General features: G+C 64.2%; 25 protein-coding genes and 2 pseudogenes. 7 read left to right on the top strand and 20 right to left on the bottom strand.

The annotated features are described in order from the left end of the window. Positions 1-185: 185 nt before the first annotated feature. Positions 186-1,553 (top strand): IS5 family transposase, encoded by a 1,368-nt coding sequence (locus tag PVU19_RS07305; protein ID WP_050664396.1) that lies wholly within the window; start codon positions 186-188, stop codon positions 1,551-1,553. Positions 1,554-1,577: 24 nt separating this feature from the next. Here the strand turns inward: PVU19_RS07305 and PVU19_RS07300 are convergent, their stop codons facing one another. Further along, positions 1,578-2,237, bottom strand: coding sequence for a VapE domain-containing protein (locus tag PVU19_RS07300; protein WP_274789905.1), 660 nt, complete (start codon positions 2,235-2,237; stop codon positions 1,578-1,580). Between PVU19_RS07300 and PVU19_RS07295 the strand changes: the two are divergent. Then, a pseudogene (locus PVU19_RS07295) lies at positions 2,133-3,077 on the top strand (Mu transposase domain-containing protein); the annotation flags it as partial. The gene PVU19_RS07300 and the pseudogene PVU19_RS07295 sit on opposite strands and share 105 nt — an antisense overlap. Continuing rightward, a complete protein-coding gene (gene istB, locus PVU19_RS07290; RefSeq protein ID WP_274789796.1) occupies positions 3,074-3,838 on the top strand; it encodes an IS21-like element helper ATPase IstB in 765 nt (254 codons plus the stop codon). The pseudogene PVU19_RS07295 and the gene istB, both read left to right, overlap by 4 nt. On the opposite strand, the gene PVU19_RS19435 is transcribed toward istB, so the two are convergent. Together PVU19_RS19435 and PVU19_RS07280 are read right to left on the bottom strand one after the other, a co-directional pair. Beyond that, positions 3,802-4,773 (bottom strand): DDE-type integrase/transposase/recombinase, encoded by a 972-nt coding sequence (locus PVU19_RS19435; protein ID WP_082237593.1) that lies wholly within the window; start codon positions 4,771-4,773, stop codon positions 3,802-3,804. The two genes, istB and PVU19_RS19435, sit on opposite strands and share 37 nt — an antisense overlap. Further along, positions 4,770-5,264: a transposase gene (locus PVU19_RS07280; RefSeq protein ID WP_050662784.1), complete on the bottom strand. Its 495-nt coding sequence runs from the start codon at positions 5,262-5,264 to the stop codon at positions 4,770-4,772. Before PVU19_RS07280 ends, PVU19_RS19435 begins: the two co-directional genes overlap by 4 nt. A gap of 288 nt (positions 5,265-5,552) precedes the next feature. Here PVU19_RS07280 and PVU19_RS07275 point away from each other — a divergent pair, with 288 nt between their 5' ends. Then, positions 5,553-5,825, top strand: coding sequence for a hypothetical protein (locus tag PVU19_RS07275; protein ID WP_050662783.1), 273 nt, complete (start codon positions 5,553-5,555; stop codon positions 5,823-5,825). After that, positions 5,822-6,535 (top strand): hypothetical protein, encoded by a 714-nt coding sequence (locus tag PVU19_RS07270; protein ID WP_152911636.1) that lies wholly within the window; start codon positions 5,822-5,824, stop codon positions 6,533-6,535. Before PVU19_RS07275 ends, PVU19_RS07270 begins: the two co-directional genes overlap by 4 nt. Positions 6,536-6,964: 429 nt before the next feature. Here the strand turns inward: PVU19_RS07270 and PVU19_RS07265 are convergent, their stop codons facing one another. From PVU19_RS07265 to PVU19_RS07190, 16 genes and pseudogenes are all read right to left on the bottom strand, one after another. Next, complete coding sequence (locus PVU19_RS07265; protein ID WP_050662781.1) at positions 6,965-8,740, bottom strand: SLC13 family permease; 1,776 nt, start codon at positions 8,738-8,740, stop codon at positions 6,965-6,967. 145 nt (positions 8,741-8,885) lie between these two features. Then, a pseudogene (locus PVU19_RS07260) lies at positions 8,886-8,999 on the bottom strand (3-keto-5-aminohexanoate cleavage protein); the annotation flags it as partial. Between the two features lie 77 nt (positions 9,000-9,076). After that, the gene (gene dxs / locus PVU19_RS07255) at positions 9,077-11,005 is read right to left on the bottom strand and encodes a 1-deoxy-D-xylulose-5-phosphate synthase (protein ID WP_050662780.1); all 1,929 of its coding nucleotides are present in this window, start codon (positions 11,003-11,005) and stop codon (positions 9,077-9,079) included. A gap of 94 nt (positions 11,006-11,099) precedes the next feature. Then, complete coding sequence (pufC, locus tag PVU19_RS07250; RefSeq protein WP_050662779.1) at positions 11,100-12,194, bottom strand: photosynthetic reaction center cytochrome PufC; 1,095 nt, start codon at positions 12,192-12,194, stop codon at positions 11,100-11,102. Positions 12,195-12,197: 3 nt separating this feature from the next. Next, positions 12,198-13,187, bottom strand: a complete 990-nt coding sequence (pufM, locus tag PVU19_RS07245) for a photosynthetic reaction center subunit M (protein ID WP_050662778.1) — start codon at positions 13,185-13,187, stop codon at positions 12,198-12,200. Between the two features lie 3 nt (positions 13,188-13,190). Then, positions 13,191-14,030 carry a photosynthetic reaction center subunit L gene (gene pufL, locus PVU19_RS07240; protein ID WP_050662777.1) on the bottom strand — a complete coding sequence of 280 codons (840 nt, stop codon included), beginning with the start codon at positions 14,028-14,030 and terminating at the stop codon, positions 13,191-13,193. A 123-nt stretch (positions 14,031-14,153) separates the two neighbouring features. Next, on the bottom strand, positions 14,154-14,315 hold the full coding sequence (gene pufA, locus PVU19_RS07235) for a light-harvesting antenna LH1, alpha subunit (protein ID WP_050662776.1): 162 nt from the start codon (positions 14,313-14,315) through the stop codon (positions 14,154-14,156). A gap of 16 nt (positions 14,316-14,331) precedes the next feature. After that, positions 14,332-14,481 carry a light-harvesting antenna LH1, beta subunit gene (pufB, locus tag PVU19_RS07230; RefSeq protein ID WP_050662775.1) on the bottom strand — a complete coding sequence of 50 codons (150 nt, stop codon included), beginning with the start codon at positions 14,479-14,481 and terminating at the stop codon, positions 14,332-14,334. A gap of 135 nt (positions 14,482-14,616) precedes the next feature. After that, complete coding sequence (gene pufQ, locus PVU19_RS07225; protein WP_050662774.1) at positions 14,617-14,841, bottom strand: cytochrome PufQ; 225 nt, start codon at positions 14,839-14,841, stop codon at positions 14,617-14,619. Beyond that, positions 14,834-16,315, bottom strand: coding sequence for a chlorophyllide a reductase subunit Z (gene bchZ, locus PVU19_RS07220; RefSeq protein WP_050662773.1), 1,482 nt, complete (start codon positions 16,313-16,315; stop codon positions 14,834-14,836). The genes pufQ and bchZ overlap by 8 nt, the downstream gene beginning before the upstream one ends. 85 nt (positions 16,316-16,400) lie before the next feature. Continuing rightward, complete coding sequence (gene bchY, locus PVU19_RS07215) at positions 16,401-17,951, bottom strand: chlorophyllide a reductase subunit Y (protein ID WP_050662772.1); 1,551 nt, start codon at positions 17,949-17,951, stop codon at positions 16,401-16,403. Then, entirely contained in the window at positions 17,948-18,109 is a 162-nt protein-coding gene (locus tag PVU19_RS07210) for a hypothetical protein (protein ID WP_162838258.1), read from the bottom strand. The genes bchY and PVU19_RS07210 overlap by 4 nt, the downstream gene beginning before the upstream one ends. Continuing rightward, positions 18,096-19,133 carry a chlorophyllide a reductase iron protein subunit X gene (locus tag PVU19_RS07205; protein WP_438829809.1) on the bottom strand — a complete coding sequence of 346 codons (1,038 nt, stop codon included), beginning with the start codon at positions 19,131-19,133 and terminating at the stop codon, positions 18,096-18,098. Before PVU19_RS07205 ends, PVU19_RS07210 begins: the two co-directional genes overlap by 14 nt. Then, positions 19,094-20,035 (bottom strand): chlorophyll synthesis pathway protein BchC, encoded by a 942-nt coding sequence (bchC, locus tag PVU19_RS07200; RefSeq protein WP_050662788.1) that lies wholly within the window; start codon positions 20,033-20,035, stop codon positions 19,094-19,096. The genes PVU19_RS07205 and bchC overlap by 40 nt, the downstream gene beginning before the upstream one ends. Before the next feature lie 127 nt (positions 20,036-20,162). Beyond that, on the bottom strand, positions 20,163-21,296 hold the full coding sequence (locus PVU19_RS07195) for a methyltransferase (protein ID WP_050662770.1): 1,134 nt from the start codon (positions 21,294-21,296) through the stop codon (positions 20,163-20,165). A 5-nt stretch (positions 21,297-21,301) separates the two neighbouring features. After that, on the bottom strand, positions 21,302-22,177 hold the full coding sequence (locus PVU19_RS07190) for a polyprenyl synthetase family protein (protein WP_050662769.1): 876 nt from the start codon (positions 22,175-22,177) through the stop codon (positions 21,302-21,304). A gap of 95 nt (positions 22,178-22,272) precedes the next feature. Between PVU19_RS07190 and crtD the strand changes: the two genes are divergently transcribed. Beyond that, on the top strand, positions 22,273-23,823 hold the full coding sequence (gene crtD, locus PVU19_RS07185) for a 1-hydroxycarotenoid 3,4-desaturase CrtD (protein WP_050662768.1): 1,551 nt from the start codon (positions 22,273-22,275) through the stop codon (positions 23,821-23,823). Beyond that, a complete protein-coding gene (gene crtC, locus PVU19_RS07180; protein ID WP_050662787.1) occupies positions 23,820-24,695 on the top strand; it encodes a carotenoid 1,2-hydratase in 876 nt (291 codons plus the stop codon). Before crtD ends, crtC begins: the two co-directional genes overlap by 4 nt. Here crtC and PVU19_RS07175 read toward each other — a convergent pair. Next, positions 24,606-26,303: an NAD(P)H-hydrate dehydratase gene (locus PVU19_RS07175; protein ID WP_082237588.1), complete on the bottom strand. Its 1,698-nt coding sequence runs from the start codon at positions 26,301-26,303 to the stop codon at positions 24,606-24,608. The two genes, crtC and PVU19_RS07175, sit on opposite strands and share 90 nt — an antisense overlap. Positions 26,304-26,470 lie beyond the last annotated feature (167 nt).

Raw genomic sequence — 26,470 nt, 5'->3', positions numbered from 1 at the left:
TGATTTTCCCGTAAGCATCTGACAATGTATTCTTATTCTAGTTTTGATAATATCCGGAATCGCAAGGTTTCTGGTCGATACCCACGAAAACCTTGCGATTTCTGACGCGCTTGCGCGTAGGGGATTCCCATCGCCAACCGGTCGTGCTCCACTGCGATCAGGCCCCACCTACGTGCGAGATTGCGATGCGTCCGAAACTGCCCGAAGCCCGACCTGACGATCTGTTCAGGAGTTCTCTGGAGAGCATTCTCGATCCGAGGCACGAACTGCTGAAGCTGGCTGGCCTGATCGACTGGACCCGGTTCGATGACGCGTTCGGGACGCATTACCATGATCGGAAAGGCCGGCGTGGGTCGCCGACACGTCTGATGACAGGGCTCCATTTGCTCAAGCACATGAAGGGTCTGTCGGATGAGGAGACCTGCGCGACCTGGCTGGAGAACCCATACTTTCAGGCCTTCTGCGGCGAGACGTTTTTCCAGCACCGGCTGCCGATCGACCGCTCCTCGATGACCCGCTGGCGCCAACGGATCGGGGCCGAGGATCTGGAGGCGCTGCTGGCCGAAACCATTGCCGTGGCTGTAAAAACCGAGGCTGTGAGTGAGCGGCAGTTGGAACGGATCACGGTGGACACCACAGTGCAGACCAAGGCGGTGGCACATCCGACCGACAGCCATCTGATCCTGCGGTCGATCGAATGGCTGAACCGTCTGGCGAAGCGCCACGGGATCAAGCTGCGCCAATCCTTCCTGCGGCTGACAACCCGGGCCCGGCGCGAGGTTGCCCGGCTGCTGCATGGCCGGGGCCACAAGCAGGGCCTGCGCTGGTTGAGAAGCATGCGCACCTGGTTGGGACGATTGACCCGGGACATCCGCCGCAAGATCGCCGGGGACCCGGCGCTGGAGGCGGCATTCGCCACGGTGCTGGAGCGCGCCGAGCGCATCCTTGGGCAGCAGCCAGACGATAAGGACAAACTATACGCGTTCCACGCGCCGGAGGTCGAATGCATCGGGAAAGGCAAGGCCCGCACCCGCTACGAATTCGGCTGCAAGACCTCGATCGCCACGACCAACGAGCGCTGCAAAGGCGGCCAGTTCGTGCTCGGGGCCATGGCGCTGCCCGGCAATCCCTATGATGGTCACAGCCTCGCCGGACAGATCGATCAGGTGGCCCGCCTGACCGGAACATCTGTTGCCCGCGCCTATGTCGACCGCGGCTACCGCGGCCACAGGATCGAGCGTGACAACCTCGATATCACCATCTCCCACACACGCGGCATCACCTCGCCCACCATCCGGCGCGAAATGCGACGACGAAGTGCCATTGAGCCGGTCATTGGCCATTTGAAGGAAGACGGACACCTCGAACGGAACCACCTCACCGGACCCGAAGGCGATGCGATCAACGCAATCCTGACCGCCGCAGGGCACAACATGCGGCTCCTGGCAGCCTGGATCAGGTTGCTTTTCGTCTGGATCCTCTGCCGTCTCTACAACGTCGGCAATCCGACGACGCCGTACAGCGCAACAGCTGATCGCCGCGTAGCCGCATAATCGAGGAATTCACGGGCGACGAGTCTACCCAACACATCTACGATACCGCCACTCCCGCGGCGCCTCGCGCCCGCCCTCGTCGCGCCGTCGGTACCGCTCCCAGCCGTTCGCCTTGAGGTAGGCCGAGACGCGCATCTGGTCGCCGCGGGTCCAGCGCGCGGGTTCGAGCCCGATCGCCTCCTCTAGGATCTCGCCGACCGCCACATCCCTCAACGGCTCCGGACGCGGCACGCTCTCGGTGCGGGAGTTGCCGTAGTCGGGGAAGCCGTCCGACACGGTGCGGATCTCGTGCGTCAGCCAGTGTTCGATCAGGTCGTCCCAGGCGTCGGACTGGTAGCGGCTGTCCTGCGCTGCGCGGGCTTCGGCCAGCAGCGCTGGGTCCTCGATCCACCAGATCGCGCCGTCGCGGAAGCGGTGGACGGCTTCGGCCCAGAGCTGGTCGCGGTCGCGGTCGAGCGCCGCGATGTCGATGGTCCCGCAGCGGAGCGGCCAGAAGCGGCGATTGCCGGTTTCGTCGCGCAGGTAGGTGTCGGGGTTTACGGTGCCGGCGAAGACGCACTGGCGCGGGACCTCGACGGTGTCCCGCACTCCATCCTTTATGACAACGATCGTTGCCTGGTCTCGAAGATCCTGGCCGACGGGACGCGCCAGCGCGCCACGCTGTTCAGTGCCCTGCAGTCGCATTACCTGTTCCATGACCGCTACGGGCGGCCGGGCAAGGGAAACGACAAGGGTAAAGTCGAGGGCATCGTTGGTTACGCCCGCCGGAACTTCATGGTGCCGGTCCCGCGTTTTGCCAGCTGGGACGCGTTCAACGCGGATCTGGAGGCCCAGTGCCGCAATCGCCAGAACGAGATCCTGCGTGGCCATAAGGAAACGATTGGCGAACGGCTGCAGCGCGATCTGGCGGCGATGAAGCCACTGCCCGGGGCTCCATTCGAGGCTTGCGCGCAAGCCAGCGGCCAGGTCAGTTCGCAATCGCTCGTGCGCTACGAGACCAACGATTACTCGGTTCCCGTCGCCTATGGTCATCAGAATGTCTGGGTGCGCGGCTATGTCGATCAGGTCGTGATCGGCTGCCGTGGAGACGTGATCGCCCGGCATCCGCGGTGTTACGCGCGCGAGGATGTGGTCTTCGATCCGATTCATTATCTCCCGCTGATCGAACGCAAGATCAATGCCCTGGATCAGGCTGCGCCCTTGGCAGCGTGGGATCTGCCCGAAGAGTTCCAGACCCTGCGCCGCCTCATGGAGGCACACATGCTGAAGATGGGACGGCGTGAGTATGTGCAAGTCCTGAGACTGCTGGAGACATTCGGCCTCGACGACCTGCATGGCGCGGTCAAGGAGGCCCTGCGCCTGCGCGCGACGGGCTTCGATGCGGTCAAGCACATTCTGCTCTGTCGGATCGAGAAGCGCCCGCCCAAGCTTGACTTGGCCAGCTATCCCTACCTGCCGCGTGCCGATGTTGGGACGACCTCGGCTGCCAGCTACATGACCCTGATGACAGAGGCGACGGGATGACGGAGGCTCCGCAGATCCTGCTCAACCATCACCTGAAGACGCTGAAGCTGCCCACCTTCCTGCGCGAATACGAGAAGCAGGCACGTCAATGCGCCACTGAAGGGCTGGATCACGTCCAGTTCCTGGCGCGCCTCGTCGAAATGGAAATGATCGACCGCGAACGGCGGATGATCGAGCGTCGCATCAAGGCCGCGAAGTTCCCGGCCGCCAAGAGCCTGGACAGCTTCGACTTCAAGGCGATCCCGAAGCTCAACAAGATGCAGGTGTTGGAATTGGCCCGCTGCGGATGGATCGAGCGGCGCGAGAACACCATCGCCCTCGGGCCAAGCGGCACCGGCAAGACGCACATCGCCCTGGGCCTCGGGTTGGCGGCCTGCCAGAAGGGGTTGCCCGTCCGCTTCACCACCGCCGCAGCGCTGGTCAATGAATTGATGGAGGCCCGCGACGAGCGCCGTCTGCTGCGCCTGCAAAAGCAACTGGCCAGCGTCAAGCTGCTCATCATCGACGAGCTGGGCTTCGTGCCGCTCTCCAAGACCGGCGCCGAGCTGCTGTTCGAGCTGATCTCGCAGCGCTACGAGCGTGGTGCCACGCTGATCACCAGCAACCTGCCGTTCGACGAATGGACCGAAACCTTCGGCACCGAGCGCCTGACCGGCGCGCTCCTCGACAGGCTGACGCACCACGTCAACATTCTCGAGATGAACGGCGAGAGCTATCGTCTCGCTCAAAGCCGCGCGCGCAAGTCCAACAACAACGCCTGATCCAGCCTATCCAGATTTGGCCCTGACGGGCCAAAGCGGCCAGTCAACCGCCAGCTATTTGGGAAGCGCGGCTGACTGGCCGCCGCCTCGTGCCGCGCGTTACGCCCAAACCCAAAGTGGCCGGTTTTTGCGCCGCCCTGTGGCTGGATTTTACTCCGGCGTTGACAGTCCGGGCGGTATTTGCAGGTTCGGAACAGAGCCTCCGAGAAGGGATTATCGTTGCTGACGCGGGGGCGGCTGTAGGACGCGGTGATGCCAAGTTTTTCCATGGTTGTTTTCATTGTGGCACCCTTCATCGGGCTGCCATTGTCGGCATGCAGAACGAGCGGTTGCATAAAGCATCCCTCGGCCAGCACTGCCTGCCGGATCAGGACGGCCGCCAGGTCTGCACTTTCGCGCTCATGAACTTCCCAGCCCACGATCTTCCGGCTGAAGATATCCACGATCAGATAGAGATAAAAAAACATCCCCACGACCGGCCCCGGCATCCACGTTATGTCCCAGGTCCAGACCTCGCAGGGCGCACTTGCCTTGTAACTGGTGGGTGGTTTACGCCGAACCGGCGGCTTGGCCCGGCCACGGTGATGCTGCTGACCATCCGCGCGCAGAATGCGGTAAAAGCTGGACTCGGATGCAAGATACCGCCCCTGATCGGCTAGTTTGGGCACGATCTGGCAGGGCGGAAGGCTGGCAAAATCCGTTGAATTACAGGCTTCCAGCACCGCCGCGCGTTCGGCAGTGCTCAGCTTGTTCGCGGGTTCCGGGCGCGGCACGAGGGGTCGTTGATCGGCGTGAAGCTGGCCGTCTTTCCTCCAGCGCCGCAGAGTGCGGTCGCTGATTTCCAGCTCGGCACAGGCCTTGGCGCGCCGCGCGCCGGTGGTGACGGCATCTTCGATCAGCAGCGTGGCGGTTTGGCGATGTGGGGTGCTGATCATGCGTCCTCGCCGCCCCCCCAGATCGCTGACGCCTTTTTTCTGAGAACCAGAAGCGCTGCGGTTTCGGCTAATGCGCGGTCCTTGCGGGCAAGCTCGCGTTCCAGATCCTTGATCCGTTTCCTTTCTTCCTTGGTCGCCTGACCCAGACGTGCAGTGCTCGCACGGTCCCAGTCATTTGCCTGCTCGCAGGCCGATCGCCACGCCGTGATCTGCGCCGGATAGAGCCCGCGCTTGCGGCAGTATTCGGCCAAATCAGCCTCGTTCAGTGTCGCCGTTTCCAACACCGCCGCGAACTTGTCGCGCGAAGACCAACCCTCGGGGCCAGCGTCAGCGTCAGGCAGAAGCTGCCCCTTGCTGCGCGCCTCAGCCCGCCACTTGTGCAGCGTCGCTTCAGAAATCCCTTCCTCCTGCGACAGCTGCCGAATGGCCAAGTTGTTCGGCGGCAGCATCCGCTTCAGAACAGCCGATTTTCGTTCTGGTGAGTATCCCACGTCATTGTCCTATCCCGCCCACCTGAAAATTAGAGAAAAATAGAGCAGCGGACAACATCCCTGACAGAGGGGGGTACCGGCACGGCGATCGCGACCCTGTCCGGGGCCGCCGCGACGACGGCGACGCTCTACTGGGTCGGGTCGACTGTCGGGCTTGGTGTTGCCGCTGGAAGCCTCATCGTCGCGGGCGGCGCGCTCGCCGCTGGGATTCCGGCGGCAATCCTTGTCCGAAGACGCGTATTCGGACGTCGCAGAACCGAACAAGATCTGAGCCCCAAGGAGCGGGCAGTGCTCTACGCGGCCCTTCGCCTCGCCGCGCCGGTGCGGGCGCTGCGCGCCAGAGACGTGCAACCTCACCCCGTCGAGATGCGGCTCTTCGCCCGGCAGGGTCTGCACCCGCTCGCCTCTGCGCTTGCCAAACTCTACGCCAAAGAGACACGGACCGATCCAGACGAGACATGCGTAGCCTCGTCTGGATCTCTGGCCTATTGGCCGCAGCGCCGACTGCGTCGCGCGCACCTGCAGCTCGAGCGCATCGCCGGGAAATGGGCGACGGCATGAGCCGGCGCAGCGCCGCAGTGGTGCTTGCGGTCACATTCCAACGCCTGATCGACGATCCTGACCGCGCTTGGCGCGAAGAAGAACTGCTTGTGCTGAACGCGCTGCGCCGATCCCGAGGCGATTTGACAGAGGCCAGCGAAGCGGATCTGGCAAGCTATCTCTCCGGTCTCGAACCCGACCAGCTACGCGGCGTCGTCTCGAACGTGAAGGGCATCTACCATGAACTGGTCTTTGCGGCTGCGGAAGACACGGACGGGGACGCCGTGCTCGCGCAGTTGCCGGACGCCACGAACCACCCGGGATCGGACGTGGAGTTCACGGTTGACGGCGATATCATCGGCGCTGTGCAACTCAAGGCCGTCGCCTCCCCTGAGTATATTTACGAGCATTTGTCGCGGTATCCGGGCATCGACATCCTGGCGACCGAGGAAGTTGCTGCCATGATCCCGGGCATCTCCAGTAGCGGGTTCAGCAATGCGCAGCTGGAAGCGGAGGTTCGTGACGCGCTTGAACTCACGCCAGGCGACACGGTGTCAGAGGAAATCCTGGAGGCCGCAGGTGCGTCTGTTCTGGTGGGAGCGGCATTCGCGGCCGGGAACGCGCTTCGGGCTGGCCGGGTGGAGCCACGCGCGCTCAGGGTTGTCATGGGAGATCTGGGCGTCGGGCTGACAACCGCACTCGCGCTCGATGCACTCCTCGGTGGTGCATAGCGAACGCGCAAACACATCATGCGTGGCAGCTGCGCCGTCAGGTGCGCTGACCTGGTTTTGTGGGAAGGTCCTTGCCAGATGGCACAATGTACGACACAACCGATGTCACATCGCGGAGTCGGACAAGAGTCGCACCGGAAAAACCGTTTTATATCAGGCACTTGAACTTCCGTCTCCGGCCCCTACCGCCGGAGCCAATAAAATCAAACATTTAGGATCGGCATCGCGGGCCGAACTGTGAGCGGCGCGTCGTCCCGGCAGAGTTCGGATGGCACGTGATCGCCATATCCCGGCCAAGATATCGCTCTCGGCCAACGCAAAACAGGGCATCGAACTGGCCGAAGCGGTTTGCGACGGGATTTCCAATGCACATCCGAACCCTCAAGGATCGACGCCAGGGCGCCCGCCTGCCCGTCCTGACCGCAGCTTTCAGAACGGAAAGAACAGCGGGATGATGATCACCGCGACCACGGCGAACAGGATGTTGAGCGGCAGGCCCACCTTGATGAAGTCGGTGAACTTGTAGCCCCCCGCACCGTAGACGAACGTGTTGGTCTGATAACCGATGGGCGTCGCGAAACTGGCCGAGGCCGCGAACATCACCGCCATGATGAAGGGGCGCGGATCGAAACCGAGCTCGAGGGCGAGCGCGATCACGATGGGGCCGATCAGAACCGCCACCGCGTTGTTCGACACCATCTCGGTCAGCGCATTGGTCAGGACGTAGACGGCGGCGAGGATCGCCAGCGGTCCGACGCCGCCCGATGCATGCACCACCGCCTCGACAATCACGCGCGCGGTCCCGGTCGCCTCCATGCCCATCGACAGGCCCAGCATCCCGAAGATCAGGAACAGGATGCGCCAGTCGATGGCGTCGAACGCCTCTTCGGGATCGACGCAGCGGGTCATCATCACAACCACCGCCCCGATCACCGCAAGGCCCGCAATCGGCATGATGCCGAGTGCGGCCAGCCCCATCACACCAAAGATCGTCGCAATCGCAATCGGGGCCTTGGCGCGCCGCTGCGGGCGCTCGGTGGGCGCGGACAGGTTGACGATGCCGCCATCCTCCATCATCCGCTGCAACCCCTCGGGTGGCCCCTCCAGCAGCAACGTGTCGGCGAATTGCAGGCGCAGGTCCTGCAATTCCTGGCTGATATTCTGCTCTTGCCGATGCACGGCCATGAGATAGACGCCATATTTCCGGCGCAGCTTGAGATCCTTGATCGGCCGTCCGCGCAGATGCGAGTTCGGCCCCACGCTCGCCTCCATCGTGATCGTCTGATCGGCGGTCACCGGCTCGACATCGTGATCGTCGCGGTCCCGAAAGGCGATCTGCCCGTCCTCCTTGAGGCCGAGGATCTCACCGGTGCCGGTCTTGAGAACCAGCCGGTCGCCGACCTCCAGCACCAGATCCTTCATCGTGCGGCGCATCGAGACCTCGCCGCGCACCACGTCGAGGATGCGCGTCTCGGCCGTGTTGAACGGCAGGTCCGACAGCCGCTCGCCGACATATTTCGATCCGTTCGGGATCAGCAGGCGGGCCAGGAACCTGCGCTTGCCTTCCTGTCCCAAAAGCCCCGACAGGGACGCGCGATCGGGCAGCAGAAACCGACCCGCAAAGACCATGTAGAGCATGCCCGTCGTGGCAAAGATCAAGCCCGGCAGCGTCATTTCGAACATGGTGATCATCGGCTGCCCGGCCTCCTGTGCGACGCCGCTCATCAGGATGTTGGTCGAGGTGCCGACCAGGGTCAGCGTGCCGCCGAAGATCGCCGAGAACGACAGCGGAATCAAAAGCCGCGACGGGGCCACCCCGATCGAGGCCCCGACCGAGATCATGATCGGCGTGAGCAGGATCACCACCGGCGTGTTGTTCATGAAGGCCGAGGCCCCCATCGTGCCCGCCATCATCAACAGCATCGCCCGCAGGTACGATCCCCGCGCCTGCCGTTTCAGGACATCGCCGATGATCGTCAGCACCCCGGTGCGTTCCAGCGCCGCCGAAATGATGAACATCATCGCGATGGTGATCGGCGCGGAGGAGCTGAACACCGTCAGAAAATCGCCTGTCTCGATGATGCCCGTCGCCAACAGCGCCGCCGAGGCCGCCAGCGCGGTGACCTCAGGCGGATAGATCTCCTTGAAGAAGCTCAGGAAAACCACGCCGACAAGCGCGAGAACGAAGATCTGGTCGAGACTCATGTATGACCCTCTCATGGGCGATGGCACTCGACAGGTATAAACGATAAAGGGTCTCTCGGTTTCAATCGCAAACTGAAGGGTTTGCGCGATCTGATGCCGATATGTCCATGTCAGGGCAAGGAATTCCTCGCCATGGCCTCGGCGTCACGCCCATCACGAACTGAATATAGGGCGTGCCGGCCAACTGCCCCTTGTCGGCCATGTCCCGCGCCTTCAGGATATGGCTCAGATCAAACGCCTCGATCTCGGGCTTGCCGTCGTGGCTCGCGGCCCGTTGGGCCGCGTATCGCGCGGGTGCTTCAAATCAAAGCCCGCGCCATCCCAAAACCTATCCCGTCACACCCCGCGCAGCGGCACAACCTGTGCCTGGCCCGGCACCGCCACCTGTCGGATCGTCTCCGCGATATCGCCCGCCGTCATGCCCGCATCCGCGTACATCTGCGCCGGGCTCGCCTGATCTATATACCGATCCGGCAGGCAAATATTGCGGATCGCCAGCCCCCGGTCGAACGCCCCGCGCGCCGCCAGCTCGTGCATCACGATAGAGCCGAATCCGCCCATCACGCCTTGCTCGACGGTGATGAGCGCCCGGTGATGCCGCACAAGCTGCATCAGAAGATCAGTGTCGAGCGGCTTGGCGAACCGCGCATCCGCCACGGTCACCGAAATCCCCTCCTCGACCAGCATGTCGGCCGCCACCTGACACTCGAAAAGATGCGCGCCGAAACTCAGGATCGCCACATCCGATCCCTCCTCGACCACCCGGCCCTTGCCGATCTCCAGCACCCTGCCCCGCTCGGGCAGTGCCGCGCCGGTCCCTGCCCCGCGCGGATAGCGAAAGGCAATCGGGCCCGCGTCATGTGCCGCCGCCGTGGCGACCATATGCACCAGTTCCGCCTCGTCCGAGGCCGCCATCACCGTCATGCCCGGCAGGTTACTCAGATAGCCAATGTCAAACGCTCCGGCATGGGTCGCCCCATCCGCGCCCACCAAACCCGCGCGGTCAATCGCAAACCGCACCGGCAGGCCCTGCAGGGCCACGTCATGCACCACCTGATCATAGGCGCGTTGCAGGAACGTCGAATAGATCGCGCAGAACGGCCGCAGCCCGCTCGCCGCCATGCCCGCCGCAAAGGTCACCGCGTGCTGCTCGGCGATCCCGACGTCAAAGACCCGCCCCGGAAACCGCTCGGCCATTTTCGACACGCCGGTGCCGTCCGGCATTGCCGCCGTCACGGCGACCACGCGCTCGTCGCGCGCCGCCTCGTCGGTCAGCGCCTGCCCGAACACGGAGGTATAAGACGGCGCACCGCCCGAAGATTTCGCCTGCGCCCCGGTCATGGGGTCGAATTTCGACACGCCGTGCCCCTTGTCGGCGGCATCCTCGGCGGGGGCATAGCCCTTGCCCTTGACCGTGCAGCAATGAATAAGTACCGGCCCTGTCGCCCGCGTCCGCGCGGCGCGCAGCACCGCCAGCAATTGCCCCATGTCATGCCCGTCGATCGGGCCGACATACTGAAACCCCAACTCCTCGAAGAGCGTGCCAGAGCCCGTGAGCCCCGTCACCAACTGCCGCGCCCGGCGCGCGCCGTCGCGCATCGGCGCAGGCAATGCGGCCTCGAACCCTTCGGCCAATGACGCCACGCGCGCAAGCGGCTCGCTGGCATACATCCGGCTCAGATAGGACGACATCGCGCCAACAGGCGGCGCGATGCTCATCTCGTTGTCATTCAAAATCACGAACAGCCGCCGCCCCTCGGCGCCTGCGTTGTTCAGGGCCTCATAGGCCATGCCCGCGCTGATCGCCCCGTCGCCAATGACGGCAATGGCGTCGCCCGTCGCCTGCCCCATGTCGCGCCCCACGGCGAATCCCAACGCGGCGCTGATCGAGGTTGAGCTATGCGCAGCCCCGAACGGGTCATGCTGGCTCTCCGACCGCTTGGTAAACCCCGACAGCCCGTCCTTCTGACGCAAGGTGCGGATACGGTCGCGCCGTCCGGTCAGGATCTTGTGGGGATAGCATTGATGGCCCACATCCCAAACCAGCTTGTCCATCGGCGTGTTGAAGACGGCGTGAATGGCCACGCTCAACTCCACCACCCCGAGGCTCGACCCGAGATGCCCGCCGGTTTCCGACACGGCCGAAATCACCTCGGCGCGCAACTCATCCGCCAACAGGGCCAGCTTGTCATCCGGCATCTGCCGAAGGTCAGACGGCCCGGCGATCCGGTCCAACAGCGGTGTCTTGGGGGTCTCTTGGGTCATGTCGGCCTCCTCCTCGGTGGCGCATCGCCACCCGCGCGAGGGCGGCGCAAACTCTGCGGCGGGGGCGCAATCATCCGCGCCCCCGCGCCTTGGATCAGTTGCCGTAATCCGGCTCGCCACTCGTGGTGGCAAGCTCCGGCCAGTCCTTGATCACGTTGGTGCCCTGCAACGGCTGCTGATAGCCCTTGTGGCAGGTCTTGCAGGCCGCCTTGGGCGCGTCGGCATAGACCGGGCCAAGCCGGTTCTCGGGCAAGAGGCCCTCGAGCGGCACCAGATAGGTGTTGTTGAGTTCCAGAACCATCTGGATACCCAGCATCTCGGTGCCCCATTGCGGCGTCACTTGGGACCCGTCGTAGAAGGCCCGCGAATTGTGGCAGAACACACAGTTCACCCCGAGCGAATTGCTGACATAGTTCATCAGCGAATAGGTCCGCTCAGCCTGCTGAATGCCCGGATAGCCATCCGTCCCCGGTACACCCGCGACGCGGCTTTCAAGGTCGTGGACATTGATCGCCTCACCGTCGAGCAGGTACTTCTCCAGCGCGTCCGACGGCAGCGAGGTATATTGCGACTGCATCGTCACCCGGTTCTGATTGGCCGACCAGCCTTCGACGCTCTCGTTCACCGGGCTGATCTTGTACCAGACATCCGACGGCACCGGCTGACCACGGTGGCAGGTGTAACAGGTCACACCCACCTCCTTGTTGGCCATCACGTGACCGGCCCATTCCTCGTTGAGATTCTGGGTCATCCCGATCATCACGTGGCCGACGCTGGTCTGATAGCTTGCCGGATCGTCGAAGAGATCGGGAATGCCCGTCCATTCGCGCATCGCCGCCAGCAATCGGTCGTAATTCTCGACCGTCAGACCCTCCAGCCCCGGCGGCACGTTCTCACGCGCCGCACCGGCCGTCTCTTCACCGCCCTGCGGCACCACCGGCGCGGAGGTCGAGGCGAGAAACGCCTCGATCCCCGGGTCCGGCTTGGCGAGATCGACCTTGAACTCGGGGCGCGACATGCCGGTGCCACGCGGGCCGGTCTGCAGACTGTCCGTCGCATTGGGCTGCCCGAAGGCGATCAGCATGGTCGCGGTGAACACCGCCCCCCCGATCACCCCGATGGCAATGGCAGGGCCATAGATGTCCTTGGGGTTCTCGCGGTTCCATTTGTCAAACCATCTTGGAAACATGACTCACTCTCCCTGTCCGATGAAGGCTTCGTAGGAGCCGTAAGCCTCGTAGCCATAAGAGCCGTCATACATGGGCGCGAAATTATGCTCCTGTGCCCAGATGAACCAGTTATCCACCACAGTCCCCGTGAGCAGGATACCGATCCCGCCGGTTATCGGGGTCAGCACCGCGAACCACCAGGCCCACCGGTGAATGCCCTCCATCGTGGCGTTGAAGCCCATGGTCCAGCGCCAGAACAGTGCCGCCCGCTCCGAGGCGGTGCCCCGGTCGACGATCTGCTCCAGCTCCCGGTCGCCGCCATAGCGGGTGACGGCCAGAATGGTCGCCCCGTGCATCGCAAACAGCAGCACCGAGCCATAGAGGAACACGATCGAAAGACAGTGGAACGGGTTGTAGTAAAGGTTGCCGTAGCGGATCGAGAACGCCGTGGTCCAGTCGAGATGCGGGAAGATCCCGTAAGGCACCGCCTCCGACCAGCTGCCCATCAGCACCGGGCGGAAGAGACCCAGCACCAGGAACAGCCAGATCGCCGAGCCGAACGCCCAGAACACGTGCTTGCCCATCTTGTGGCTGACTGCGAGCTGATAGCTGCGCGCCCACCACGCGAGCACCGCGACCAGCAGGAAGAACGAGGAGATGATATACCAGCCCCCGTCATTCAGCGGCGGCATCGACAAGCCATGCTCCGGCCCCGGCGGCTCCAGCGCCAACCAAAAGAGCTGCCGCAGGAACTCCGGCAAGGACCAGCCCACCTGAGCCAGCATGTTCACGCCCACGATGAAGAACCACAGCAGACCGCTGGCAAGGCTCAACACCCCCAGCATCCCGAGGTTGATCGGCCCCAGCTGCGCATTGCCCAGCCAGCCCAGCAGCTTCGAGAAGCCGGGCTTACCGACGCGTTCCTCGGTCAGGCGACCACCGGTGTCGTCCATGCCCATCTCGGGCGTGCCCTGCACCTGCACCTGGGTGAAGATATTCTGATATTCAATCATCGGTCACATCCCTACCTGAGAGGGCCAGATCGGCAGTTCGAGCCACCAGTTCCACCATTCAGGCCAGCCCTTGGTCCAGACCGGGCCGGAGATGATGATACAGATGGCCGACCAGAACCCGGCATTGAGCGCGAGCAGCAGGCCCACACGGTGAATCCCCAGCGTGCCGACCGAATAGCCGATGAAATCGCGAAAGAACGTGTCCTCGTGATCCGGCGTCTTCATGTCCTCGCCCTTTTCAGGGTTCGCCGCCGACAGGATCAGCCCGCCATGCAGCGCCAGCGCCAGCGTCGTGGTGAAGAAGAACGTCACCGCCAGCATATGCGCGGGGTTGTAGTGGAAGTGCAGATAGGCATAGCCGGTGTTGCTGACCCAATCGAGATGGCTGAAGATGCCATAGGGAAAACCGTGCCCCCAGGCCCCCATCAGAAGCGGGCGGAACACCACCAACGTCACATAGGCAAAGATCGCCACGCTGAAGGCAAAGGGCACGTGATAGCCCATACCCAGCTTGCGGCAGATCTCCACCTCGCGCAGCGCCCAGCTGCAAAAGGCACCGATCGCGCAGATCGTGATGATCTGCCACAGACCGCCATCCATCAGCGGCGCCAGCCCCAGACCGTATTTCAGGTCAGGCGGCGCGATATTTATGAGCCAGGGGTTGAAGGTGCCCTGTTGCGAGGCCCCCCAGAAAATCAGGATGGTCCCAAGGAGCGCGAAAAAGGCCGTCGTGACCCCGAAAAAGCCGACATAGAACGGTCCGACCCAGAAGTCGAACAGATCGCCGCCAACGAGCGTCCCCCCGCGGACCCGGTATTTGCGTTCGAAACTGAGCAAAGCCATCGTCTTAAGTCTCCGCGTTCGGCCACGGGAGCGGAATCCGCCCGAGAGGCCAGTTTATTTTGATCTTGATAGCTGCGGGCGATGCACGAGGCCGCGCCCGCAGCGGGCTTTAGAACAGCGTGATCACCCGCCGTACTTGGCAGTCGCGATTTCAAGCCAGTTGAAACCGTCGGTGCTCAGAAGCACGAGGTGAATCATCACCGCCAGCAGAAACAGGAATACGCCCTGCGCCACGAAAACGCGGCGGGGGTCGAAGATCAGCCAGATCTTGTAAAACTTAGCCATTTTCTAACCCCTTTCTTCAGAACCACGGGAACCAGATGAAGGTTGCGATATGTGCAACCACTGCAATTGCCGAGAACAGCCAAAGGCCGCTCATATAGACAGAATGCAGCTCCTGGGCCTGCTCGTCTGTGAGACCTGTGAAGGACAGGTCGGATTTATCAGCCATGAACTTTCCTCCGGAATGTTATGCTGACGCCGCGTTCCCCGCGGCCGGGTCCTTTGGGCCCTTCGTGGTCCCTCAGGTTTCTGTCCACCCGTCGCCGGGCAGGCAGCTCGTGTCTCGGTCATGGGCCATTACGGCTCAGACCGAGAAAATCATTGGCGTCACCCGGTCCGCCTCAAGCCATGCGCGCGCTAGCGGGCCGCGCAGGTTGAGGGTGCGGTGACGGATCACGTCGCGCATCCAACGCAGGGTTGCGAAGGGGATGGCGACAAAGAAGATGCAGAAGAAATACACATGGTATTCCGCGCTACGCGGGCGTCCCGCGCGGCTCCGCTGCGGCGGGTTGGATGTCATGTCAGTCATCGGTCAGATCCTCCTTGTCGGATGCTGTCGGAAGTGTGGAAAACGCCTGGATGGTCTCCAGAACGACACGTTCGTCGCCCTGACGCAGCGCTGCCTCCTCGGCGGCATCGCGCAGTGTCTTGGCGGCGGAAATACGGGTGAGCACGGGGTGGCTGGACACGATCCGCTCCAACTCGCGCGCGGCATCCGAATCCCACGGAAAATCGCGGCGCAGCTGCGTCGGCGTGGCCGATCCTGCGTCCATCTCGGACCCGAGGGGCAGGATGTGGAACAGCGCATCGAATAGCCCGTTGCACACCTCCTGCAACAGATACGTGGCCCCGGCATAGCCCATCATCGGCGTGCCCGTGGCGCGCCGGATGGCGGCACCGGGAAAGGATGCGGGAATGAAGGTCGGGCGCGGGCCATGCCCGGCCTGCATCTCGGCGAGATACATTTTCTCGTTGATCGAGCCCATCAGGATCAGCGGGCGCTTGTTATGCACCAGCGATCGCACTTCTTCGTTGTTCGTCTTGGTGCCCGCGCAGCGCGCCACGGCAAAGGCGCAGGGCAGTCCCAGATCACCTTCGAGGTAGTTGCGGATCCCGCGCGCATAGGTCTCGCCCGCGACGATCCCGAAATTCGCGGTGGCAAAGAAATCCTGCGTGACGCTGCGCCACAGATCCCAGACCGGCTTCAGCGTGGAATGCTTCTCACGGGCAATGAACGGTTCCGGGTCAAGCCCCAGCATCTCGCCGAGTTTACGCAAGAACAACGTAGTCGACTCGACACCAATCGGCGCTTGCAGATAGGGCTTGCCCAGAACCTCGGCCAGACCGCGGCCAAACTCACGATACATCACGATATTCGCATCGGCGTTCACCAGGTTGCGCATCTCCGCGAGATGCGCGCCCATCGGCATCACCATGTTGACCTCGGCCCCGATGCCTTCGGCCAGCCGCCGGATCTCCGCGAGGTCCGAGGGCATGTTGAACGTGCCGTACATCGGCCCAAGGATATTGACGCGGGGCACACTGCCCTCCTCGCGCTTCTTCTCGGGCGGCATGCGCCCCTTGGTCATGCCCCATTCCGTGAACAGCCAGGTCATCGCCCGGTCGGCGGCCTGCCATTGATCCTCGTCGATGGTGCGCGGCAGGAACCGCTGAATGTTGGTGCCCTGCGGCGTCACCCCGCCGCCGATCATCTCGGCAATCGAGCCGGTCACGACGACCGCCGGCAGCGCCGGGTCGAGCGTGCCCCAGGCGCGTTTCATCGCCTCTTCGGTGCCCGCGCCCATTTCGCCCTCGCCCAGACCAGTCACCACGATGGGCAACTCATGCGGCGGCAGCGCGTCTGTATAGTGCAGGACGGATGTGACCGGCAGGTTCTCGCAGCCCACGGGGCCGTCGATCACCACCTGCAAACCCTTGACGGCGCAGAAGGCATAGACAGCCCCCCAGTATCCGCCCGCGCGATCATGGTCCTGAATCAGCATGGCGCACCGCCTCGCCGTGCACCGACGCAATACCGACGTGATACCGACGCGATACAGACAGCGATTTTTTGAGCCATCCCGCGCATCAGATCATCTCCTGCGCTTTGGCCGCGCGGGCCTTCTTTTCGATCTTCTTTAGGTTGGTCGCCCGGAAATCCTCGCGGATATTCGGCGCGCCTTCCCAGACACCCGCGGTGTCGCCGGTGCCCACGCCCTCAAAGAACGCACGCATCTTTCCCATGCGGTCCTTGTTGCCCATGGCGGCATTCACCACCTCGGCAAGACTGCCCGGCCCTGCGGGGCCCATCAGGGGGCGCGCCGACATGAGGTTCGTGAAGTAAAGGCTTGGAATACCTTTTTCTTTTGCCTTTTGCACAACAGGCGTCGTGCCGATGGCAAGGTCCGGTTCCAGCCCTTCCATCGCGGCGCAATCATCCTCCAGCGAGGCCCGGAATTTCACCGTCACACCGCGCGACGTCAGCCATTCGGCATCCGCCGCCGACCAGGGCGTCTTGGGACAGGCGGTGCCCACATAAGGCACCTCCGCCCCGCTCTCGATCAAGAGCCGCGCGACGAGCAATTCGCTACCCTCATACCCCGACAGGGTGATGCGCCCCTCGATGGGCGAATTGGCCAGCCCCTCACGGATCGCAGGCAGGAAAGCGTTCTGCGCAGCGGCAATCTTTTCCTCTGACAAACCAAACGCTTGCCCGATGTTCTTCAACCACTCAGAGGTGCCATCATGGCCCACCGGCGCAGAGCCCACGATGGGCCGCCCGGCGGCCTCGAACTCGCGCACGGCAGCGGTATAGAACGGATGAATCGCCGCCACCGCCCCGCAATCCAGCGCCGCATAAAGCTCGCGCCATTCACGGCACGGCACCACCGGCCCTGCCGCCAGCCCCATCGGAGCCAGCATCGCGCCGATCATCATCGGATCAGCCGGGAACATTTCACCCAACAGGGTAACGGTCGGCCGGTCCGAGACACCCGATTCCGGTGCCGCCACCGGCCCGGCCTCGACCTCCTTGCGCGCATAATTCAGCATCGCCCCCGCCAGCACATCCTTAGCCTCGGCATGGGTGGGAATACCAAATCCCGGCACGTCGATGCCGACAACACGCACCCCGTTGATTTCATTCGGCAAAAGGCGCAGCGGCACACCGCTCGCCGTGGGCACGCAGAGGTTGGTTACGACGATGGCATCGAACCGGTCCGGGTCCGCCATCTCATGCACGCTCTCGCGTATATCCTCGAACAGCTTGCCAGTGACCAGCGTCTCCGAATTGAACGGCACATACCCAACCGAGCGACGCGCGCCGTAGAAATGCGAGACAAACGTCAGCCCGTAGACGCAGCAGGCCGACCCGCTCAGCACCGTCGCAACCCGCTTCATCCGCAGCCCCACACGGAGCGAGCCGAAGGCGGGACACATGCTTTGCGGCTGATCATGCGGACCCTTGGGATAGTCTTTGGCATATTGGTCGAGCAATTCGGACTGCCCCGCCATGCGCGCGGCCTTCTCCATCTCGGACCCCGAATGACAGCCCATCCCCTCCTGCGGTGCCGCATTACCGGCGGGACCAGTGATCACAGGCGCGTCGGCGGTGCCGTCATATGTGACTTCATCGCTCATGACGCCCGCCTTTGGGGGGTGCTCTCACCTCGGTCGGCGCTCATCTCCGCGGCCTCGATATCCGCCAGAAGACGGCGCAATTGCTCGGGCCGGGCGCGCGCCAGCATGCGCTGCACCTGGGTCAATGTCTCGCGGCGGGGCTGCTCAGGCGTCGTCATAAACCACCTCCAGCGATGCCTTGGGGGCGGCGTATTTGCCGCGCATGTCCTCGTCCGTCGCAGGTTCCAGCACGTAGTCGCCGCCGGTGTCCTTGCTGTCGAACAGCCCCAGAAGCCCATCCTGATCAAGCGGCGTGGGCCGCACCGGCGGCGCGATGGAGACCGCATCGGCCAATTCGGCGAAAAGACCGCCCCACTGGCTCTGCGATGTGCCAACAATCTGGTAATTGGCGGATTTCTTGCGCAAATCGTCATCCTGCGGGATCGCGGCCAGAACCGGGATGTCCACCGCCTTGGCAAAGGCCTGCGCCTCGCCGGAATGATCGTCCTTGTTGATCACAAGGCCCGCAACGCCGACATTGCCGCCCAGCTTGCGGAAATACTCCACCGCCGAGCAGACGTTGTTTGCGACATAAAGCGACTGCAGGTCGTTCGAGGCCACAAGAATGACCTTTTGAGCCATGTCCCGCGCGATCGGCAGGCCAAAGCCGCCGCAGACCACGTCGCCGAGGAAATCCAGCAACACGTAGTCGAAATCCCAGTCGTGAAAGCCCAGCTTCTCCAGCAACTCGAAGCCGTGGATAATGCCGCGCCCGCCACAGCCCCGGCCCACTTCCGGCCCGCCCAGTTCCATCGCGAACACTCCGCCGCGCTTGAAACACACGTCGCCGATCTTCACCGGCTCCCCGGCGAGGTTCTTCTTGGTCGAAGTCTCGATGATCGTCGGGCACGCCTTGCCACCAAAGAGCAGCGAGGTGGTATCGGATTTCGGGTCGCAGCCGATCAGCAGCACCCGCTTGCCCTGTTCTGCCATCATGTGGCTGAGATTGGCGAGGGTAAAGCTCTTGCCGATCCCGCCCTTACCGTAGATCGCGATGATCTGGGTCTTGGAGGTCGGTTCCTCGGTGATCAGATCGGCCAGATCTTCATGCGCCTCATCGCGCAGCCGCTGGTCGAAGTCCTTGAGATTCGGCACGTCGTCCTTCACGCTGCATCCTTCCAGTTGAGTATCATTTTCAGGCATTCGGGGTCACCGAAAGCCGTGCGGTAGGCGCTCGGGGCCTCTACGGCGGGCGCCTGATGGGTAATCAGTCCGCCAAGGCTGAGCGCCCCCTGGTCGATGAGCGAACTCACCGCTGCCAGGTCCTCTCGCGCCCATTCGGCTGCCACGCGCAGCCGTGCCTCCTTCATGAAGGCGGGCGGAAAGGCAAAGCTGAGCGCCTCGGGGTAAAACCCCGCAAGGACGATCTCGCCGCCCTTCTGAATGCGCCCGATCAGGTCATTGAGGATCGCGGCATTGCCCGACGCATCATAGATCGTGCGATAGTCGCGGCGCGGGTCGTCTGCAGGGTCGATGACCTCGTAGCCCCGCGCGCCGTCCCGCCGTCCCGGCTCGGTTTCCCACACGGTCGGCGCGGGCGCGCCCGCCGCAAGGGTGAGCCGCGCCAGAAGGCGGCCAAAGACGCCGTGCCCGACGATCAGATCAGGCACCGCCTTATCCAGCCCCGCCATCGCATGCCGCGCCGTGGCCGCAAGCGCCAGAAGCGCGCCCTCCGGCCCCATCTGCGAATCGATTCGAGTAACACGCGATGCCGAGGTGACCAGACGCGACGCCGCGCCACCAAAGAGGCCAAACGCCCCGTCAAAGCAATCGGCGCCCGGAACGAACACATGATCGCCGGGGCGATAGCCCGTGCCCGGTGCGGCTTCGACCACCTCTCCGGCGGCCTCATAGCCCGGTACCAGCGGATAGCCCATACCCGGAAAGGGCGGCATCGTGCCGTTCCAGAACAGCTTTTCGGTGCCGGTGGAAATTCCTGAATGGGCAATCTCGACCACGATATCGCCCGCGCCCGGCGCCTTGAGCGCGAGGGTGTCGAGATGAAGATCCTCGGGACCGTTCAAAAAGACAGCGCGGGTTTCCATGATCGCCTCCCAGCTGTGGCCCGTTTCCTGCGTGAAAGACTCAGCAGGCGGATACGGGTTCATGATGTCAGTCTACTCGGACATGTTTATGTGTCAAGTTTACGTTACACAATTGCCTGAAATACTGTCATTCCGCCTTAACGCAGATCAACGCCCCGGTAATGTAGGGGCGCGGCGCACGCGGGATCGTCACGGTGTCGAATCCTGCCGCGCGACACATCTCGGCGATCCGCGCGGCAGAGCGCACGCGCCCGGTGCCCATGGCCATGGTATAGAACGAGAAATACACGTCCCCTGCACGCTCGGGCCGGGCCCCGCCCGACATCGGCTCGGCCACGATCAGCCGCCCGCCGGGCGGCAGCGCGGCATGGCACTTGGCCAGCAGGTCGGACACCGTGTCATCGGCATGATCATAGAGCACCCGGATCAGCGAGATCGCATCTGCCCCCTTCGGCAGCGCCTCTTCGCGGAATGAGCCGCCGCAAAGATCCACCCGGCCCGACAGCCCTGCCTCGGCCATACGCCGCGTGGCCTCCGGCATCACCTCGGGCAGATCGAAGAGTTGCAGGGCAAGGCGCGGATGGCGCTGCGCCAACGCGCGCAGAAACGCGCCCGATCCGCCGCCCACATCCATCAGGCAGGACACCCCGCGCAGCGGGATCATCCGCAGAACATCCTCGGCCACCAGAACCTGGCTTTGCGCCATCAGGTCGGAATACCGCTCCGCAACGTCGGGCGCAATTTCACCCGACGCACCGAATACATAGGGCCAGAACCGGGCCAGTTCGGTCTCGCCCTCGCCACGCAAGAGCGCCACAGGATCGGCCATGTCGACATAAAACGCACGGTGGTGGCGAATCATCGCCTCGAGCCCCGGCACCCCCAGCAGGGCCGCCCCGCGCCGGGCCAGTGCAAACCGCCCGTCGCGCCGACGCTTCAGTAGATCGAGCGCCGCACCCGCCTGCAACAGATGCGTCATCCGGTCGGGAGGGATGGCGGTGGCGCGGGCCAGCACCTCGGGCATTTGCGGGCCTAGATTGAAAAGACGGCGCAGGATATCCAGCTCGATCAGCGCGAACAGAACCTGCGATTGCACGAAGCCCTGCACGACATCAAAGAGCGCCGCACCGTCGCGGCGGGCAATCCCCCGGCTGAACGGTAACCGACTGGCAAGGCTCTGGAATCCGGGATTGGCGAGCAGCCGCGCAATAAGCCCCGCGCGCGGGCGCCGCGGGGCGGGGATTGCGTCCTGCACCGCCATGCGGCTCAGACCGAGCTTCGGGCGCGTGTGGGCACCTTGGGCATGATCTGTTGCGCCTGCTTGCGCACCATCTGCGCGAGCGCCGCCTCACCGGGGCAGGAGGGAATCGAGGCAATGGCCCCGGCCAGAATATCACCCAACCGCGCCATCGCACCCTCAACGCCCAGTTTCGCAACCGCATTGGGCCGCCCGTGGAGATCGTCCTGCCCCACCGGCTTGCCAAGGCTCGCCTCGTCGAGCAGCGCATCGCGCAGATCGTCGGCGACCTGAAACGCCTCGCCGATCAGTGCGCCCAGATCGGTCCAGTTCTCGGGCGCATGACCCGCCGACAGTGCGCCCATCTCGGTCGCCGCCATGAACAGCGCCCCGGTCTTGGAGCGGTGATAGGCGCGCAGGTCGATCTCTGGCTCGCTCTCCCATCCCTGCCCGGCGCAGATGCCGTTGGGCATGCCGGTCCGGTCCGAGAGCGCGCGGATCAGCCCGAGCGCACGGGCCGCATCGTCCGCGTCGGCGCGCGACAGCACGTCGAAGGCCATCACGATCAGGCTGTCGCCGGTCAGCACCGCCAGCGGCTCGGAATAGGCGCGATGCACGGACGGCTTGCCGCGCCGCAGATCGGCATCATCGAAACAGGGCAGATCGTCATGCACGAGGCTCGCGCAGTGAATAAGTTCCAGCGCCGCCGCTGCCCGATCGGTGAGCGCGGGGCGATCGTCGCCGCAAGCCATCGCTACAGAGACCAGGATCGTCGGCCTTATGCGCGCGCCGCCGGGCGTTGTGGCATAGTCGAGCGCCGAGGCCAGTTGGCGCGGGGCAAGCCCGCCCTGACCCCGCCTGATGGCATCGCGCAACGCGCTGTCGATCCGGTCGGTGAGTGGCATGCAAGCCTCCTTCGCTCTGCGTATGTCACTAATGGATGACATGTCATGTGTAAATCATACTGGACACATTGCGCATTCGAGTCAACAATCCCCCCATGAGCGAAAGAAATTTCCCGGAGCACAGCACCCCGCCCGTGATCGTCGTCGGCGCGGGCGTGGCCGGGCTTGCGGCGGCGGCGCGGCTGGCGCAGGCAGGGCTTCCGGTCACGGTGCTGGAGCGCCACGCCGCCCCCGGCGGCAAGATCCGCGTCCTGCCCTCGCGCGCCGGTCCGGTGAATACCGGGCCCACCGTGCTGACCATGCGCCACGTCTTCGACGATCTTTTCGCGCAGCTTGGCACCCGGCTTGAGGATCACGTGACCCTGCACCGGCAGGATGTATTGGCGCGGCATTTCTGGCCCGATGGCAGCACGCTCGACCTCTATGCCGATCACGAGCGCAGCGCCAACGCCGTGCGCGATTTCGCGGGCGCGCGCGGCGAGGCGCAGTTCCGCCGCTTCTGCGCGCGGGCCCGGACGCTGTTCGACGGGTTCGACCGCCCTGTGATGCAGTCTGCCACCCCTTCGCCCGCGCGGCTGATCGCGCATGTAGCGCGACACCCGCATCTGATACGCGCAATGGCCCCCGCTTCGTCGCTCGCGGGGATGCTCCAACGCAGCTTCGACGACCCGCGCCTTGCGCAGCTGTTCGGGCGCTACGCCACCTATGTCGGCGGCGCGCCGGACAAGGTGCCCGCACTGCTCGCGCTGATCTGGGAGGCTGAGGCGGCAGGGGTCTGGGTGGTCGAGGGCGGCATGACGCGGCTCGCGCAGGCGCTCGCCGATCTGGCGCAGGCGCATGGCGCGACATTTCACTACAACGCCCATGTCGCGCGGATCGAGACCGTAGGGGGCCGCGCCGCGCGGATGGTGCTGGCCGATGGCACGACACTGGCCGCACAGTCGGTGCTCTTCAACGGCGACCCCCGCGCGCTTGCCACCGGCGCGCTCGGGCCGGATGTGGCCCGCGTGGCCCCGCAGACCGCCCGTGCCGCGCGCTCGCTCTCGGCGGATGTCTGGGCCTTTGCCGCCACCCCGCACGGCCCCAACCTCGCCCATCACAACGTATTTTTCCGCGAGGACCCGCAGGCCGAATTCGACGCGCTCGACAAGGGCACCCGCCTGCATGACCCCACGCTTTATGTCTGCGCACAGGATCGCGGATTGCCCGCGCCACCGCCAGAGATCGAACGCTTCGAGATCATCGCCAACGCGCCGCCCCTGCGCCCCGGCCTTGCCCAATCAGAGGATGCCCACGCATGTCAGACACGCACCTTCCAGATGCTGCGCCGTTTCGGACTGCGCTTCGATCCCGCACCGGGGCCGGAGTGCCTGAGCACCCCGCAGACCTTCGAGAAACTGTTTCCCGCGACACTCGGCGCACTCTACGGGCAGAGCCCGCAGGGCATGTTCGCGGCATTTCAGCGACCGACAACCCGGACGCCTGTAAAGGGCCTCTATCTGGCCGGTGGCGGGGCGCATCCGGGGGCGGGCGTGCCGATGGCGACCCTCTCCGCGCGGCATGCGGCCGAGGCGATCTTGAGCGACCGAATTTCGACCTCGACGTGCCCGCGAACGGCTATGCCTGGTGGTATGTCGACGGCCTGAGCGACGACGGCAGCCGCGCAATCAGCGTGATCGGCTTTATCGGCTCGGTGTTCTCGCCGTGGTATGCGTGGTCGGGGCGCAAACGCCCGGCGAACCATGTCTGCATCAACGTGGCCACCTATGGCCCCGGCGGGCGCTTTACGATGACCGACCGGGGCGAAAGCGCCCTGCGCCAGAGCCGTGACTGCCTTACCGTCGGCCCCTCCTCGATGCGGTGGCAGGGCGACCGGCTGGTGATCGACGTGAACGAGATTGGCGCGCCACCGATGGTGTCCCGCGTGCGCGGACGCATCACCGTCACACCCACGGCGCTGACACAGGTGGAACTGCCCCTCACCCCCGATGGCAGCCATATCTGGCGCCCCTTCGGCCCCACGGCAGATATCGAGGTTGATCTGGAGACCCGGGGCTGGCAATGGCGCGGGCACGGCTATTTCGACGCCAATTTCGGCACTCGTGCACTGGAGCAGGATTTCAGTTTCTGGACCTGGGGGCGCTACCCGGCACGCGGCGGCAGCACCTGTTTCTACGATGCCATGCGACTTGACGGCACTGGCCTTGCCACGGCAGTGCATTTCGATGCGGATGGTGGCGCGCAGGTGATCGACGCCGCCCCCAAGGCGCGGATGCGCCGCAGCCTCTGGGCCGTGGCGCGCGAGACGCGGGCCGATCCGGGCTATCAGCCAAGGCAGATCAAACCGATGCTCGATGCGCCCTTCTATTGCCGCTCCGCCGTGCGGACCTGTCTGGATGGCGAGGAAACGGTGGGCGTGCATGAGGCGCTAGATCTGCGCCGGTTCCGCGCCGCCCTGCTCAAGCCGATACTGGCCGTGCGGGTGCCGCGCCGGGCGCAGTGGCAGTTCGAGGACTGAGCGTAAGGCCCCGAGCGCACGCAAGACCGATGGCAATTCCTCGGGCAAGTCCTCGGCGATCAAGCCGGGACCATAGGAGCGCGCGCATTCGACATGCAGCCAGGCCGCAGTTTCAGCCGCCTGCATCGGATTGAGCCCCCGCGCCAACAGTCCAGTGATGAACCCTGCCAGAACGTCGCCCGATCCCGCAGTGGCAAGCCAAGGTGCCGCGCGCTCATACTGTGCGGAGTTGATGCTGCATCGCCCGTCAGGCGCGGCGATCACCGTATCGGCGCCCTTGAACAGCACCACGCAGCCTGCCCTTTTGGCCGCCTCTCGGGTGGCATCCACCTTAGAATAGGCCGGGCCCTTTGTGGCAGGGGCGTTCAGCTTTTCAGCGATATCCGGGAACAGGCGGGCGAATTCCCCACCATGGGGCGTCAACACACAGTTCTTGTGAAGCATACCAAAGAGCGTCTCCGGCGCGTCCTCGAAAGCGGTCAGAGCATCGGCGTCCAGAACCGTCGGACGGGGGCCATTCCCGCAAAGCGCGACGGGCACCAAATCCAGCGCGCGCTCCACGCCCATGCCCGGTCCCAGACACAGCGCATTGATCCGGGTGTCCTCAAGCACCTCGGCAAGGGCTACGCCATCGTCAACCCGTCGCAGCATCAACGCGGTGATCTGCGTCGCCACCTCCATCTGTGCCGCTCCCGGCACGCCAAGCGTCACAACCCCTGCCCCGATCCGCAGCGCGCCGCGCGCCGCCAACCGCGGAGCACCGGTCTTGCCCGCGCCGCCGCACAGGATAAGCGCGTGGCCGTGGTAATACTTATGACCCGCGCGCTTCGCGACGGCGCGCACCGTTTGGCATGCCACAGCTTTCACAATTTCCGGCCCGGCCCGGTGCCTCAGGCCTATGTCATTAACGACAACCTTGCCGCCGGCAATGGGACCGTCCTGCAACACATGGCCCAACTTGAGGCAATGAAAGCTCACCGTCAGATCACTGTGCACGCTTGCTGCTTCCAAACGGTCTGGAAGACCAGTGAACTCCTCGGACACCAGCACCCTGCCGCTATCGCTGCACAGACCGCTTGGCAGATCGACCGACACGATCACCGGGGTCCAGTCCAGCCTGTCACCTTCGGTCATATGCGCACCCAAGCCACGGCTGTCGCACAAATCCAGAAGCACGCCTCCAAGCGCCCGCACCGGGCGAGTGAGACCCGTGCCAAAGATCGCATCGACGACCAGTGACGGCTTTCGCATCGAAGGCTCAAGGGTGGCGGTCAGCGTTGCCACCTCACCCATCTCTAGCCATTTCTCGTAGTTCACCTTCGCATCGCGCGACAGCTTGGCAGGCTCACCGTAGAGATACACCTCTACCTCCCAACCCCATTCGTTCAGCAGCCGCGCCACCACAAATCCGTCGCCGCCATTATTTCCCGGCCCGCACAACACAACTGCCCTGTGCGGCGCCTTGGCAAGTTCCGGCCATTCCTCGAACACTGCCTCGACCACGCCGCGCCCGGCGCGCTCCATCAATTCCAGCCCGGTGACCGTACCCGACTCGATTGCCGCCTGTTCGATGGCGCGCATTTGCGCGGCTGTGAGGATTTCGAGCAATACCTGACCTCTCACGATTCATTTTCGCCTCAAAATAAGGCGATATGCATAATTCTTAGGCAACACACATCCAGCGACGCCTGGAACCTGCCAGTTGCAACCGTAACCGATTGAGCCCCCCGCTGAGAAGTGGTCTGCACGTTGCGAAACGACAGCCGAGGAGGCCC

The sequence above is a fragment of the Roseovarius tolerans genome, from assembly GCF_028885395.1.
Lineage (GTDB): Bacteria > Pseudomonadota > Alphaproteobacteria > Rhodobacterales > Rhodobacteraceae > Roseovarius > Roseovarius tolerans.
The sequence above is the reverse complement of the archived record's forward strand: the minus strand, read 5'-3'. Positions and strand labels throughout refer to the sequence as shown.

Coding starts and splice junctions, on each gene's coding strand:
- PVU19_RS07305 (WP_050664396.1), top strand. CDS start 186: ATGCGTCCGAAACTGCCCGAAGCCCGACCTGACGATCTGTTCAGGAGT.
- PVU19_RS07300 (WP_274789905.1), bottom strand. CDS start 2,237: ATGCGACTGCAGGGCACTGAACAGCGTGGCGCGCTGGCGCGTCCCGTC.
- istB (WP_274789796.1), top strand. CDS start 3,074: ATGACGGAGGCTCCGCAGATCCTGCTCAACCATCACCTGAAGACGCTG.
- PVU19_RS19435 (WP_082237593.1), bottom strand. CDS start 4,773: ATGATCAGCACCCCACATCGCCAAACCGCCACGCTGCTGATCGAAGAT.
- PVU19_RS07270 (WP_152911636.1), top strand. CDS start 5,822: ATGAGCCGGCGCAGCGCCGCAGTGGTGCTTGCGGTCACATTCCAACGC.
- PVU19_RS07265 (WP_050662781.1), bottom strand. CDS start 8,740: ATGAGTCTCGACCAGATCTTCGTTCTCGCGCTTGTCGGCGTGGTTTTC.
- dxs (WP_050662780.1), bottom strand. CDS start 11,005: ATGACCCAAGAGACCCCCAAGACACCGCTGTTGGACCGGATCGCCGGG.
- pufC (WP_050662779.1), bottom strand. CDS start 12,194: ATGTTTCCAAGATGGTTTGACAAATGGAACCGCGAGAACCCCAAGGAC.
- pufM (WP_050662778.1), bottom strand. CDS start 13,187: ATGATTGAATATCAGAATATCTTCACCCAGGTGCAGGTGCAGGGCACG.
- pufL (WP_050662777.1), bottom strand. CDS start 14,030: ATGGCTTTGCTCAGTTTCGAACGCAAATACCGGGTCCGCGGGGGGACG.
- pufA (WP_050662776.1), bottom strand. CDS start 14,315: ATGGCTAAGTTTTACAAGATCTGGCTGATCTTCGACCCCCGCCGCGTT.
- pufB (WP_050662775.1), bottom strand. CDS start 14,481: ATGGCTGATAAATCCGACCTGTCCTTCACAGGTCTCACAGACGAGCAG.
- pufQ (WP_050662774.1), bottom strand. CDS start 14,841: ATGACTGACATGACATCCAACCCGCCGCAGCGGAGCCGCGCGGGACGC.
- bchZ (WP_050662773.1), bottom strand. CDS start 16,315: ATGCTGATTCAGGACCATGATCGCGCGGGCGGATACTGGGGGGCTGTC.
- bchY (WP_050662772.1), bottom strand. CDS start 17,951: ATGAGCGATGAAGTCACATATGACGGCACCGCCGACGCGCCTGTGATC.
- PVU19_RS07210 (WP_162838258.1), bottom strand. CDS start 18,109: ATGACGACGCCTGAGCAGCCCCGCCGCGAGACATTGACCCAGGTGCAG.
- PVU19_RS07205 (WP_438829809.1), bottom strand. CDS start 19,133: ATGCCTGAAAATGATACTCAACTGGAAGGATGCAGCGTGAAGGACGAC.
- bchC (WP_050662788.1), bottom strand. CDS start 20,035: ATGGAAACCCGCGCTGTCTTTTTGAACGGTCCCGAGGATCTTCATCTC.
- PVU19_RS07195 (WP_050662770.1), bottom strand. CDS start 21,296: ATGGCGGTGCAGGACGCAATCCCCGCCCCGCGGCGCCCGCGCGCGGGG.
- PVU19_RS07190 (WP_050662769.1), bottom strand. CDS start 22,177: ATGCCACTCACCGACCGGATCGACAGCGCGTTGCGCGATGCCATCAGG.
- crtD (WP_050662768.1), top strand. CDS start 22,273: ATGAGCGAAAGAAATTTCCCGGAGCACAGCACCCCGCCCGTGATCGTC.